11 protein-coding genes are annotated in these 14,416 nt (G+C 45.2%); 9 read left to right on the forward strand and 2 right to left on the reverse strand.

The window, feature by feature from the left end:
- Positions 1-152: 152 nt before the first annotated feature.
- Positions 153-1,325: an ATP-binding protein gene (locus tag CI960_RS00290; RefSeq protein WP_005859561.1), complete on the forward strand. Its 1,173-nt coding sequence runs from the start codon at positions 153-155 to the stop codon at positions 1,323-1,325.
- Positions 1,326-1,332: 7 nt separating this feature from the next.
- Here CI960_RS00290 and CI960_RS00295 read toward each other — a convergent pair whose 3' ends face one another.
- Positions 1,333-2,595 carry a DUF4933 domain-containing protein gene (locus tag CI960_RS00295; protein WP_005859560.1) on the reverse strand — a complete coding sequence of 421 codons (1,263 nt, stop codon included), beginning with the start codon at positions 2,593-2,595 and terminating at the stop codon, positions 1,333-1,335.
- A gap of 131 nt (positions 2,596-2,726) precedes the next feature.
- Positions 2,727-3,668, reverse strand: a complete 942-nt coding sequence (locus CI960_RS00300) for a DMT family transporter (RefSeq protein ID WP_005859559.1) — start codon at positions 3,666-3,668, stop codon at positions 2,727-2,729.
- A 99-nt stretch (positions 3,669-3,767) separates the two neighbouring features.
- Here CI960_RS00300 and CI960_RS00305 point away from each other — a divergent pair, with 99 nt between their 5' ends.
- From CI960_RS00305 to CI960_RS00340, 8 genes are all read left to right on the forward strand, one after another.
- Positions 3,768-4,070 carry a PAAR domain-containing protein gene (locus CI960_RS00305; protein WP_005859557.1) on the forward strand — a complete coding sequence of 101 codons (303 nt, stop codon included), beginning with the start codon at positions 3,768-3,770 and terminating at the stop codon, positions 4,068-4,070.
- Between the two features lie 82 nt (positions 4,071-4,152).
- Positions 4,153-5,205, forward strand: coding sequence for a tryptophan--tRNA ligase (gene trpS, locus CI960_RS00310; RefSeq protein WP_005859555.1), 1,053 nt, complete (start codon positions 4,153-4,155; stop codon positions 5,203-5,205).
- Between the two features lie 149 nt (positions 5,206-5,354).
- A complete protein-coding gene (locus tag CI960_RS00315; RefSeq protein ID WP_005859552.1) occupies positions 5,355-5,867 on the forward strand; it encodes an RNA polymerase sigma-70 factor in 513 nt (170 codons plus the stop codon).
- 88 nt (positions 5,868-5,955) lie between these two features.
- The gene (locus CI960_RS00320) at positions 5,956-6,765 is read left to right on the forward strand and encodes a porin family protein (RefSeq protein ID WP_005859551.1); all 810 of its coding nucleotides are present in this window, start codon (positions 5,956-5,958) and stop codon (positions 6,763-6,765) included.
- Positions 6,766-6,966: 201 nt separating this feature from the next.
- Positions 6,967-7,812: a FecR family protein gene (locus CI960_RS00325; RefSeq protein ID WP_005859548.1), complete on the forward strand. Its 846-nt coding sequence runs from the start codon at positions 6,967-6,969 to the stop codon at positions 7,810-7,812.
- 13 nt (positions 7,813-7,825) lie between these two features.
- Entirely contained in the window at positions 7,826-10,489 is a 2,664-nt protein-coding gene (locus CI960_RS00330; protein WP_094582164.1) for a TonB-dependent receptor, read from the forward strand.
- A 3-nt stretch (positions 10,490-10,492) separates the two neighbouring features.
- Entirely contained in the window at positions 10,493-11,515 is a 1,023-nt protein-coding gene (locus CI960_RS00335; protein ID WP_005859544.1) for a DUF4249 domain-containing protein, read from the forward strand.
- A gap of 140 nt (positions 11,516-11,655) precedes the next feature.
- A complete protein-coding gene (locus tag CI960_RS00340; protein WP_005859542.1) occupies positions 11,656-14,412 on the forward strand; it encodes a TonB-dependent receptor in 2,757 nt (918 codons plus the stop codon).
- Positions 14,413-14,416: the final 4 nt, after the last annotated feature.

Consider the following 14,416-nt stretch of genomic DNA (forward strand, 5'->3'; position numbering starts at 1 on the left):
ATGTCAAGCTAAGATAGGACAAAGTAATATAATCTGTAAAGTTTTTCTAGGACAAGATAAAGGAAATTGCACATCGCATCGTGCAATTTTGTATGAAAATTGCACATCGCATCGTGCAATTTTGTATATTTGTCCTTTAAACATGAATCAATATGGAGACCTTATTTCGTTCCTTTAGAACTCAATTAGAGCATACTTCGACAGAAGTCGTGCGTTTTCTTCACGATCAGATCGCATGGGATAGCCGATTGGTTGCAATTTTAGGTGCTCGTGGTGTTGGGAAGACTACCCTATTGTTGCAGCATATCAAATTGTATGATCGTGAGGATGAGTCTTTGTATGTTACGGCAGATGATTTCTATTTTACCAAGTATCGGTTATTCGACATGGCTTATCAATTTTATAATCTGGGTGGGAAAAAACTTTATATTGACGAGATTCATAAATACAAGGATTGGTCTAGGGAGGTGAAGAATATATACGATCAAATTCCTGGTCTTCAAGTTATCTATACAGGTTCGTCTATTCTTGATCTGGAGAAAGGTGGTGCGGATTTAAGTCGCAGGAAGGTAGAGTATAGATTACCCGGACTTTCTTTTCGGGAATATTTGAATATATCGCAGGGGTGGCAGCTTCCATCGTATTCGTTGGAAGAGATTCTTGCTGGGAAGGTTGAGTTCCCTTATAAGGAAGCTCGTCCACTCAAATTATTTAATGATTATTTATCGACAGGTTATTATCCATTTTTTCAAGATACGGAATATCTCTTGCGTCTGCGTAGCGTGATTAACCAAATGGTGGAATCTGATATTCCGATTTTTGCGGATATGACGGTGGCTTCTGCCGTAAAGTTGAAGAAATTATTATATGTATTAGCTCAAAGTGTCCCTTTCAAACCAAATTATACGAAGTTGGCGAGAGATTTGGATATCAGCCGGAATGTGTTGCCCGACTACATGAGTTATTTGGAGAAGGCAGGTCTGGTTAATTTACTGCGAGAAAAAGCGCAGGGCTTGAAATTATTGGAGAAAGTAGAGAAGATCTATCTGAATAATACGAATCTGGCTTATGCGTTGTCGGAGCAGGTACCGGATATCGGTTCCGTGCGTGAGACGGTTTTTCTATCTTGGATGCGAGTCGTATGCTTCGTTACTTCTTCTGCGATTTCAGACTTTGAGATAGATGGCCGAACCTTTGAGATTGGGGGAAAGAATAAGACGCGGCAACAGATCAAGCAAGCGGCGGATGGGTATGTGGTGAAAGATGACATAGAGTATGCTTTCCGCAATATGATTCCTTTATGGATGTTTGGCTTTATCTATTGAATATCCATCAAGGTCTTGCCACGATCATAACATAATCCCTCTCGAACACTTTAGGATCGTCTAAGAATTTGATCAGGTCTTTTTGGCGGGAGGAGCCTGTGCGTTTAACGGTCTCACGCATTTCGGTGACGGTACGAATCATATAAACACAGTCATCGGTTTGTCCGTCTGGCCAGAACGGAAGTCCATCATCTATATCATTGATAAATCCTCCGGAGCTTTTGGGTAAGGCGTATGTTTTCTTCTCTTTCTTGAGATAGACTACTCGATGGGTGATAACCGGTTTGTAATCGTCCAGCCATCCCAGCCAATTATAGATGGCGGGAGAACCTTTTTGAAAGACTCCCATAAATAGCCCATTCGGATTCTCCAAGAAAGAACGAAGACCGGTCGGTTTATCTTGATTGTCTTTATGAAGCGTATATAAAGGGGTGATCGAGTGGGAACTTGAAAGCTGGTATACCGTATCTCGATAAGGAATCAAGAAATTTATTCGGTCTTGATCCGTATTCCAATAAAAGGTTTGAAACCGGGTGATCGTATCCGGAGAGACGTTAATATCCTTGGCATCCGCAAGGATGAATTTGCAAAGCGTATCTCCTCGAAGGTTGAATGTCGTTATTCCTTTCGGGATTTTAGAGCCTTCCGCGTAATCACAAAGCATATATCCCGAGGAGGAGAAGCCTACTATTTGACTGGCATCCGCATTTATCGAATATTTGGTAGGCAGGTTTTCGGGGAATATATAATTCTGAATGGTCAGCATCGTATCTAATGTGGATAATTCCCCGATACATGGCCTTATATCGTTGAATGTGGTCGAATCTTTTTTATTGTCTTGGTCGAGGCCGCTCAAGGCGCAGTACATACGGGTTGTTTTCTTGTCGTAAAATAGATTAAGGCCGTTCATCCCATGGTTCCATTTATAATCCAAGGCCTTAAATCCATATCGTTTGCTGGGAATGCCTTGCTTACGATAATAAATACGTGGGTTATTGAATGTGATAAAAGCGTCGCTATCCGGAATAGCGATCGCTTGTGTTACCGTGTAACGAGCGTCTCCAACATTATAATATTTCAGCTTAGAGGCTATTTGACTCAGTTTCAACATCGCCGGATGGTTCAGCGCCTTTTCTATATCAATGAGGGCCGGAGTCGTTGAACTATTATATTCCGGTTCATATTGGGGAGAGGTGGGTTGATTCCTTTGCTGGCAACTATTTAAGAGCAATGCAAGGAACAATAAGCATGTTGAGAACTTGGTGATCATGATTGGATACGTATTGTTTATCGCAAATATATGTAAAATAATTGATTGTAACAAATGATTTTACGAATTTATCATAGATTTGCGATAGCCCCGTAAATAGTATCTGGATAGAAATGATACCTATTGTGATTTTATGATTTAGCGTTCTTTTTCTTAAGCGGAAGCCTTGGGAAAAGCTTTCGAAAACGAACTAGGTGGCTTGTTACGTTACTTCCTGCGATAATGAGGGTAACGGCTAGGATGATCAGGATGATTCCGCAACACAATCGTAACGTTAATGATTCACCGAAGACAGTCACTCCGAAGAATACGGCGGTCAACGGTTCCAAGGCTCCGAGGATCGCCGTCGGGGTGGAGCCGATATATTGGACCGCCAGTGTCGTGCAAAGGAAAGAGATAGCGGTTGGGAATATGGCTAGAGCGATCAGGTTACCCCATAAATACCAATCATGGACAATGTGAAGGCTCCTGCCGAAATCTATACGGACTAAAAACAAGGTCATTCCGAAAAGCAAGACATAGAACGTAAGTTTCAACGTAGCGATATTCTTCAATAGCGGACGATTTGCGCCTACGATATAAATAGCATAGGAAAGAGCGGAAGCCATGACCAACAGGACACCGGTTAAACTAAGAGTCGTTCCGTCGCCACTTTTATAAAGTAAGCCGATACCGCCTAATGCCAGCAAGATACAAAAGATGGTTTGTAACGTTAATTTCTCCTTGAAGACAAACGCCATGATCAGCGCCACTAAGATCGGATAGACAAACAGCAAAGTCGAGGCGATGCCTGCTTCCATATAATTATAGCTTTGGAATAACGCTAGGGAAGAGAAGGAAACCAACAGCCCCATGAGGATTAAAGGAACGATCTCGTTGGGTTTCAACTTAAAGTTCCGCCCTCTCGCTTTGATCATGATACCTAATACCGGGATCGCGAATAAATATCTGAAAAACAGGACTGAATCCGGATTCATACCGGCTTTATACAAGGGTAGGGCGAACAAGGGGTTCATTCCATAAGTCGCGGCGGCGATAGCCCCTAGAACATATCCTTTTGCTTTTGCATTCATGATTAAAAATATTAGCGCGCAAAAGTAGTATATTCATGATAAATATTATATATTTGTAGATTATCATTTCAATAAATCGTTAACTAAAAAGTAATAAATATGCCTCCAGCAGCAAGATTGACAGATATGCATACATGTCCTATGCAAACCCCGGCTTGGCCATCACCGATACCCCATGTAGGCGGTCCTATCGTAGGGCCGGGAGCGGCGACTGTTCTAATCGGCAAGCTACCGGCGGCGGTAATGGGAGATAATTGCGTTTGTGTAGGCCCTCCGGATACGATCATTAAAGGATCTTCCACCGTGATGATCTGCGGTAAACCTGCCGCCAGAATGGGAGATACGACAGCTCACGGAGGGCAAATCGTATTGGGATGTCCCACCGTTATAATAGGTGGTTAGGAGGATCTGCGGCATATAATATATGTATATTGTGAGAATATTACTATCTTTGCCGCCACTTGAAAACTAAAAATAACAAGACATGGAAACAGTAGTAAGTGGAATCAGACCAACAGGTAATCTGCATCTAGGCAATTACTTTGGTGCGGTAAAGAGTTTCTTGCGGATGCAAGATGAGTATAATTGCTTCTTCTTTATCGCTGATTGGCATTCGTTGACTACTCACCCGCATCCTGACAATATACGAAATAGCGTAAAGACGATCCTCTCGGAATATCTGGCTTGTGGTATCGATCCGGAAAAAGCTACCATTTATATTCAGAGCGATGTGCCGGAGGTGGTAGAGTTGTATCTATATTTGAATATGAACGCCGGTATCGGCGAGTTGATGCGTACGGCTTCCTTTAAGGATAAGGCCCGTCAGCAGTTGCATATCAGCCGGGAAGGATGTGAAGGCGATGTAGAGAAAGAGATTTTTAATGAAGGTAATAAACATAGCGTAAGCGCTGGTTTGTTGACTTACCCGACCTTGATGGCCGCCGATATTATTATCCATAAGGCGTTAAAGGTTCCTGTAGGTAAGGATCAGGAGCAGAATATGGAAATGGCCCGTCGTTTCGCCCGCCGTTTCAATTCTACGTATGGCGTGGATTTCTTCCCGGAACCTGCGTCGTTCCATTTGGGCAATAAGTCCGTGAAAGTACCGGGCTTGGATGGCTCCGGTAAGATGGGCAAGAGTGAGGGTAACGCGATCTATTTGATAGATGATGAGAAAACAATCAAGAAGAAGGTTATGAAAGCGGTTTCCGATGCGGGACCAACCGAGCCGAATAGCGTGAAGCCCGAGCCGATCGCCAATTTATTCACGATGATGGAAATTGTCTCCGAGAAAGAGACCTATGATTTCTTTAATGAGAAATACAACAATTGCGAGATCCGTTACGGCGATATGAAAAAGCAGTTGGCCGAGGATATCAATAAGTTCTGCGCTCCGATCCGTGAGCGTATCTTGGATATGGCCGCCAATACGGAATATCTGGATAAGGTAGCCCGTATGGGTGCGGAGAAAGCTCGTGAGAGCGCTTCTAAGACTTTAAATGAGGTACGCCAGATTATCGGTTTTCGTCCATATTGATGCTTATTAATTAAAAATAAGAAAAAGCGTTTAGGGATAAGTCCTTAAACGCTTTCTTTTTATTAAAACCATTATAAAGAACCTGAAAAGCGATTTGTTAAAAAGAAAAGGTTGTTACTTTGCGGTGAATAGTTACAGATAACAAACGTATGGCTGCTATTACCACCCAAGAATTTGAACATCATTTCAAGAGTTTATATAAGCCCTTGTGTTTGTTTGCGCTTCGTTATACCGATCAGGTGGACGATGCCGAGGATATCGTGCAACAGGCTTTCGCGGATGTATGGGATAAGAACCGGGCTGGTAATGTGATCGGGAATCTCAAGGCTTATTTATATCAAGCGGTGAGGAACCGTTCTCTTTCATTTACCTCACAACCCGTAAACGCTGAGGCCACCGAGCAGTTACCCGACGTAGAAGATACCTCGGAAGAGGAAGACATCCTGCGATCGGAGCGTGACGCTCGCCTGTGGGACGCTATCGATCGGTTACCTCCCGAACGGAAGAAGATTTTCTTGTTATCCAAACGGGATGGCTTGAAATACCAAGAGATCGCGGAGGAATTGAATTTATCGGTAAAAACGGTTGAGAACCAGATGAGCAAGGCATTGAAAGCTTTGCGAGAGACCGCTATCCGTGTTTATATGTTCTTTTTCGGATAAATTTTATAGAAAGGAATGGGGGTTTTTCATATTTCTCTGTCTTAGAGATAAAGGTTACTTGTTTATTTCATTAAAGCATGGAGAGTGTATGAGGAAGTTGGTGGTATTTGTGATGTTGATGATGTGCGTGATCTCGGCCCAAGCGCAATGGAAAGTGACGCCGGAAGCCGGTATGAACGTGACAAAGTATAAGGGAGATGTCGCTAAGGTAGGCTTTAAGGCTGGGGCTGCGGTCTCTTATACATTCGGATCGGGCTGGTTCTCGCTTCAATCCGGTTTGTATTATGTGCGACGGGGGAAGGGACTGTCTTCTTATAGTGAGATTTATGGAACTAGTGAGAGTCCATATGGGGGACGGGAAGGTACGAGTATATTTCTCTATCCCGTTTCCAGTGATTATTTGAATCTGTGGGGATACGGTTATGGTAATGGTTACGGCTTTACGGGCTTCTATTATGATACCTATGGAATTAAGGATTTTGATGTAGAAGGTATAAGGCATCGCAGTCAGAAGGAGCATCGTGAATATATCCAATTACCGATCTTGGCTCGTTTCGATTGGCAGGTAAGTAAGGATGTTCGGTTACATTTGGCGATCGGTCCCTATTTGGCGGTTGGCTTGGGAGGAAAAGTGACGTATGAGGAAAGTGATTATTCTTTAAAAGGAAAGCTGCCCTATAATAAGGAAATATCATATAACCCGTTTAATCCCGGCCAAGGATATGCGGTAGCGCCTCGTTTTGACTGGGGAGCTACCATAGAGGCTGGTATAGAGGTGAAACGGGTCGCTTTTAAGGTTGGCTATGATCTGGGTATAGATAAGCAATACAAGGGATATGCTTATAACATAGGTCTGAACTATCATACGGCTAGTTTTACCTTGGGATACACATTTTAAAGAGAAAATAGGATGAAAGCGATGGTTTGTATAAAGTGGGTATTTATATTCGCGGTGTCGATGATGATTTTCTCATCTTGCGTATCGTCTAGGATCTCGCCGAGTATGAGCGTGGGAGTTCCATTGAAGAAGGGGCAGGCCCCAAATGTCGGATTCCAATGGTATGAGACTGGAAGGACTTATTAAATAGAAGGAATAGTTATGAATAATAACGAGCATGACAATAAATTGGAACAACGCATCCGTTTCGTAGCGAAACGCTATCGGGAAGGAAGCCTTGACCCGGATAAGGCATGGCAGAAGTTCGCTTCTGAGCATGCGATTAGCCGGAAGGTCTCGTTTCGCCGGTATTGGATCGGGGCGGCCGCTGTCGTGTTAGTGCTCGTAGGTCTGGGGACATGGTTTACGGTAGAGAGAAACGCCCCGGATTGGGTTGCGATTACTACCGCCCCCGGACAAATGAAAGATGTTTACCTTCCGGATAGTACCTTGGTCGCTTTGGCCGGCGATTCATGGATCCGGTATGACGCGAAGAGATATGATAAAGAGAGGCGTGCCGTGGAGATGAATGGAAAGGCCTTTTTCCAAGTGACGAGGAACGAGGCACGCCCTTTCTCAGTGAAAACGAGCCAAACGGAAGTTACGGTGCTGGGAACAAGTTTCCAGATAGATGAGAAGCCTACCGTTACGGAAGTCAATGTAGTTACCGGCAAGGTATGTTTTACCGCCGGGGAGGAAAAGGAGAATGTGATACTTACCGCTGGAATGTCGGCTCAGTATTCTATGGAGAACAAGGAGATAACGGTAGTGACGGAAGAAGACGTGAACAAGTTAGCTTGGAGGACAGGGCAACTTCGTTTTATGGAGACACCGCTGGATAAGGTGATTGAGGACTTGAGTGATTATTATCAAGTCAAGATTGCGAACCAGACAAAGAATGAGGGAGCGAGATTGACCGCTACTTTTAATAATCAGCCTTTGGAGGATGTCTTGCAGGTTGTTAACCAGACATTGGACGCTCATTTGGTTTCCACTTCGAAGAAATAAAATCAGATCATTTATGAGATCTATTGTTGTATGGCTGATAGGGATTCTTTTGCTTCCCGGTTGGATGGGACATCTATATGCGCAGATGCCCGAACCTACGCCGACGGTTACGTTGGATATGCGGCAGGTTCCCCTGTTGGATATATTGATGGAGCTTGAGAAACAAACCGGATTGTTCTTCTCGTACGAGTCTTCTCTACTGAAAGAGCTGCCAGAGGTTTCCCTGTCTGTCCGGGATGAATCCTTGTCGTACTGCTTGAAGCGCTTATTTTCCCCATTACCGATTATCTATCGGGTTACGGGGCAATATATCATCTTAAAGCGAAAGCCCCGTCAATATACGATCAGCGGATTCGTCAGGGATTCAGCCTCGTATGAGAGTTTGTTGGGGGCCTCGGTTCTGGTGAAAAGTTCGAGGGGAGGGACGATGTCTAATAATTACGGCTTTTACAGCTTGATACTTCCACCCGGTAAGGTTCGCCTTAGGGCCTCGTACGTGGGCTTTAAGGCGATGGAGATAGAGATCGATTTGCAAAGGGATACGATGATCGACTTCCCATTGAGGTCATTGGCCTCGTTAGGCGAGGTCGTTATTCGGGGGACCCGGCCTCGCTACGAGATATTGAGTAGCCGTGCGGGGGTGATCGACGTACCTGCCGAGCGGGTGAAGTCGATGCCCGCTTTGCTGGGGGAGGCGGATCTGGTGAAGACCTTACAGCAGTTGCCGGGCGTGGCGGTAGGCACCGAGGGAATGACCGGCTTGTATGTGCGTGGGGGCGGGGCCGATGAGAATTTGTATCTGCTGGATGGAAATCCGGTCTATCATGTGAACCATTTGTTGGGGTTTTTCTCGGCGTTCAACCCGGACGCGATAAAGAATACCCGGTTTTATAAAGGGAGCTTTCCGGCGGAATACGGCGGAAGGCTCTCGTCGGTTGTAGATGTCCGTATGAATGACGGTAACCGGCAGGAGTATCACGGGAATATCTCCGTGGGTTTGCTTTCCGCACGGGCCAATCTGGAGGGGCCGATTGTTAAGGATCGCTCCTCGTTTAATGTCTCGGTACGTCGTACGTGGTTGGATTTGATAACAGGGACGGCTTTGGCTGTAGTCAATAAGAACAGTAGTATCAAAGATGTTTTCGGTTATCATTTCTTCGATATTAATGCGAAACTCAACCACTCTTTCTCGGATCGGAGCCGTGCCTATCTGAGCTTTTATATGGGGCAAGATGCTTTCAGGCAAGGGAGTAAGGAGAAGAATGGGGATTCCGAGGATATGTTTCTGTGGCGTTGGGGAAACTTGATCGGCTCTGCTGGATGGAACTACGTGTTCGGGCAAAAACTGTTTGGTAATTTGATGGTGGGTTACAGCCGTTTTCGTTCTCATATCCGGCAGGAAGTGGGGGGATATGAAATTTATGCAGGTAAGGAGGGAAAAGAATCGTTCAAACGAGAGAGCTACTATAAATCGGAGATGGAGGATCTGAGCGTACGTTTGTCGGTGGATTACAGTCCTTCAATGAATCACCGGATACGAATGGGCACGGATTACCTGTATCATAATTTTCGCCCGGAGAATAGCCAGCAACGGTCTTGGGTGAACGATTCGTTAGTAAATCCCGTATATGAGCTTTTGTATGATTATTCCTTGATAAAAGGGCATGAGTTCTCTTTGTTTGCCGAGGATGAGATGCGGGTCACGGATCGCTTGCGGGTGAATGCCGGATTGCGGTATACCTTGTTTCATGTAGAGAATGAGATCTATCATTCTTTTCAGCCTCGTTTGTCGGCACGTTATTTACTTCGTCCGGATCTATCGGCGAAGATATCCTACAGTAAGATGAACCAATATGTCCACTTATTATCGAATACCTATGTGAACCAACCTACGGATATTTGGGTCCCGGTGACGGAGCAAGTCCCTCCGATGAGTTCTCACCAGATTACCGCCGGGCTTTATTATAATCTGAAACGGATGTATGATTTCTCGATCGAGGGGTATTATAAACGGTTGAATAACTTGATTGATTATAAGGATCATTGGCCGGTTGAGACACATTTCTCCGGTTGGGAAGACCGGGTCGGTTTGGGAAAGGGTAAGACCTATGGTGTGGAGTTTATGGCGCAAAAGACAAATGGGAAGACAACCGGATGGATCGGGTATACGCTCTCTTGGTCGGATCGGTGGTTTCCGGATGGTTCCGTGAATAAGGGGCGTCATTTCCCGTTTCGCTTCGACAACCGGCATAAGGTGAATGTGGTCGTTTCTCGTAAGTTATCCCGGAAGGTGGAGTTAACGGGAGCTTGGGTGTTCGCCTCAGGAAACCATATTAGCTTGCCGGAGTATAAATATCTGTCTCCGATTTATCAGAAAGAGAACGGGTATGCCGGAGTAGATTCATACAGACCGATGAATTCAGGTTTGAGCGCTCGTAATAATTATCAATTGTCTCCTTATCACCGTTTGGATCTGGGCGTGAATTTTTATCGATATAAAAAGAAGGGTCGGATGGGGATTTGGAACATAAGTATATACAATACGTATTTGAAACCGAATCCCTTCATGACGGAGGTTATGGTAAACCAGGATATAAATCAGCGATATCATGTAGTGCTACAGGAGACGATTTTGTTCTATTGCATGCCCTCGGTTTCTTATACTTATAAATTCTAGCTTATGAGAAGATATTTACCTTACCTGTTCGTGTTAGGATTATTGATGGTCTCTTGCGTTCGGGATGTGGAGATTGATTTGGAGGATCTGCCGGATCGGATTGTACTGAACGCATCGGTATGTCCCGGAAAGGAGGTGTGTGCTCATCTCTCGAAAACATGGTTTATCATGGATAGCGTTCCCGATTTTGAGTTATCCGACGCGAAAGTCCGTGTCTATGTCAATGATGAGTTTCAAGGTCTTATGCGCAATGATGACCTGCCGGAAGATTCTATACATTCACGGGGGCAATATGTTCTGCCCGGTTGTTTCGTGAGACAGGGGGATTGTTTGCGTATAGAGGCCGAGGCCGATGGGTATGAGCCGGTATCCGGGGAAACTCGTATCCCCGGTCGGGCACGGATTTATGAGGTGGATACCTTATCCTATCGATCTTCTGCCTACTATGCCGAATATCTGCGTTTCTCTGTTAAAATCGGGGTTGAGACGGATTCCTATTATCGTTTAATCGTGGAGCAGATCTTGGACTTCCGGAAGGGGGATAGTACCCGTACCGTAACCTCTTTCCGTAGCTTAGGAGGATATAGTTGGTATTATTCTGGTTTTAGCGTGGATTATGAGGATCCTGTTTTCCAGTCTTTTGGAGGTAGTCCTATCACGAGCCAGATGGATGGGCGTTACTGTATGGGCGTATTTAGAGGGGAGGATCTGGTTAATACGAATGCTATTAAGGTTTCTGTTTTTCCTGTTGAATACTCGTATGAGAGTGATACCCTTTCTATGGACGTTCATTACGATGTGCGCCTGTTGTCTATCTCCGAGGATTATTATCGATATATGAAGATTATGAGGGGCTACTCTATCACGATCGGCGATGCGAATTTCGGGGCGTTGATAGAGCCTGCCGATACGTATTCGAATGTGGAGAACGGCTTTGGGATTGTCGCCGGATATCAAGAGGATAAATTGCGTATCACGATGCCGAGAGACACGGTGCCTCCTTATTGGAATCCTTGGGATGGATAAGCCCATCCTGCGTTGACGACCTGTGCTTGCCGGTTCATACATCATGAAGCGGTAAGTTCACGAGGTATGAAAAAAAGGCTTTTCCTTGATAGGGGTATTTCCGGGAGATCCTGTCTTATCAATGAACTCAATAAAGTAGAATGATGACAGAGTGGATGAATAAATGGCTTATGGCCATTTTTTGCTGGATGATTTTTATGCCTGTTCCAGACCTCTTGGCCCAATCAGCCAAGACGAAGGATGATCCCCGGATTACGTTGCGTATGAAGGAGGTTTCGTTGCCGGAGGTCTTGTCAGAGATCGAAAGACAGGCGGGCGTGACCTTCTCGTATGAGTCTTCTTTGTTGAAAGAGCTTCCGAAGATCAGTTTCCAAGTGAAAGATGAGGCATTGACGGATTGTTTGACCCGCTTGTTCGAGTCGTATCCGATCGTGTATAAGGTGAGTGGAAAGATCGTGATTCTGAAGCGTAGACAGAGACAGGTAACGATCAGCGGCTTCGTGAGGGACCAAGCGTCCTCGGAGTCTCTGATCGGAGCCTCTGTTTATGAGGTCGCCAGCCGGAAAGGCTCGGCTACGAATAGCTATGGTTTTTTCAGTTTGACGCTTCCGCCGGGGAATATCCGCTTGCATGCTTCTTACATTGGCTATGAGAGCTGTTCCTTTAATTTCACGGAATTGGATAGGGATACTTTGTTAAATATTGAGTTGCGTCCGAACGCCCGTCTGGAGGAAGTGGTAGTTACGGCTTCGGAGCGGGATCGTTTGTCTGTAAATAACACCTTGATGGGAACGATGGAGTTTAGCCAGAAGACGATCAAGGCGACACCGACCCTGTTTGGTGAGTCCGATATCGTGAAGACCTTGCAACTGACTCCGGGTGTAGCCAGTGGGACAGAGGGACTGGCCGGTTTATATGTTCGTGGCGGCGACCAAGATGGAAATCTGTTTTTGATAGACGGTAATCCGGTTTACCAGATCAATCATGTCGGCGGGCTATTCTCCGCTTTCAATCCGGAGGCGATCCGTAATCTGGACTTTTTCAAGGCGGGTTTCCCTGCGAGATATGGCGGGCGACTCTCGTCTGTGGTAGATGTCCATACCAAAGAGGGCAATATGAAAGAGTACCATGGTAGCGCTACGATCGGGCTGATCTCCGGTAATCTGAGCTTGGAAGGCCCTATCATCAAGGATCGCACGGCTTTTCAGATAGCGCTTAGACGCTCGTGGCTGGATGTACTCTCTGCCCCAGCGATAGCGATAGCAAATAAGGTTCGAAAAGACGGTCATAAAATAAATCTTCGTTATGCTTTTCACGATTTGAATTTAAAGCTTAATCATCGTTTCAGCGATCGCAGCCGGATGTTTTTCAGCTTATATAACGGGAATGATGTATTAAAAGGAGGGGGAACGGATTTCTCAACAGAAGAAGAGCAAGTCCCTTATACGGATGGTACCCATTCATCGCTGCGTTGGGGTAATTTGATGGGAACCTTGGGCTGGACTTATGTCTTCAATAACCGTTTGTTCGGACGGGTTTCCGGGGTCTTTTCACGGTATCGCTCGAATGTACGGAGTTCAAAAGAATATAATTATGGTGTGGAAGGAGAAGATAATTATCTCTCTTCTTCATCGGAAACGAGTAGTTCTACCTCTATCTTGGATATGGGCGTCCGTTCCTCTTTTGATTACACGCCTTCTACGTCGCATGTGATTCGTTTTGGAGGGGATTTCTTGATGCACCGTTTCCGCCCGGAGTATAATGAGGTGAAAGCAGCCGGTTCCGGTATGCTGGAGTTTTCGAATATAGGGAAAATATATACAAATGATCTGCTATGGGCCCGTGAGGCGGCTATCTTTGGAGAGGATGATTGGAATGTCTTACCTAGCTTGCGTTTGAATGCGGGGATTCGGTTTAGCCTGTTCAATGTGGAGCGGAAGGCTTATACCTTATTGGAGCCTCGCGCTTCCTTGAGATGGTTGCTACGTGACGATCTTAGCTTCAAAGCCTCATACGCCCGTATGGGGCAATATATCCATTTATTGGGCAACAGTTATATAAATTTGCCGACGGATGCGTGGATGCCTGTTACCCGTAAGTTGAAACCTTTAATCAGTGATCAAGTCTCCGCTGGTTTCTATTATAATCTGATGCGTTCTTATAGTTTCTCGGTAGAGGGGTATTATAAATGGATGAAGAACCTGTTGGATTATAAAGACGGCTATTCCTTCTTGCCCGGTACGGCGGCTTGGGAGGAAAAAATGGCGGTCGGTAAGGGGCGTTCGTATGGCGTGGAGTTCTTGGCTCGCAAGGAAAGCGGACGTACGACCGGTTGGATAGGATATACGCTTTCATGGTCGGATCGGCGTTTCGATGAGATCGATAACGGGCGACGCTTTCCGGCACGTTACGATAACCGGCATAAGCTGAATATCGTGGTATCGCATAAACTATCGGAAAAGGTGGAGCTGACAGCTGCTTGGACGTATACTTCCGGCAATCGCATGACCTTGTCGTTGGAGAGTTATGAGCAAGCTGGTACGCTTACTATTTCCAACCAATACAAGATGAATAACTGGTGGGAACCATCCGGGGAAGTGGTGGATTTGTATACACGTCGTAATAATTACCAGATGCCGGCTTATCATCGTCTGGATTTGGGACTTAATATTTACCGTCCGAAGAAGAAGGGGCGAATGGGCATCTGGAATATCAGTATTTATAATGTATATAGCCGGATGAATCCGTTTATGGTCTATAAAAGTGATAACTGGGAACGAACGAATAACTTAGTCCCGGGTTCTTCTTCTCCCTATAACGGTAAAACAAAACCTTGTTTTAAGTTGATAGGTATTATGCCTATCATACCTTCCATATCATATACTTATAAATTCTAGGAAG

The sequence above is a fragment of the Parabacteroides sp. CT06 genome, from assembly GCF_002257605.1.
In the GTDB taxonomy this organism is placed as follows: domain Bacteria; phylum Bacteroidota; class Bacteroidia; order Bacteroidales; family Tannerellaceae; genus Parabacteroides; species Parabacteroides distasonis.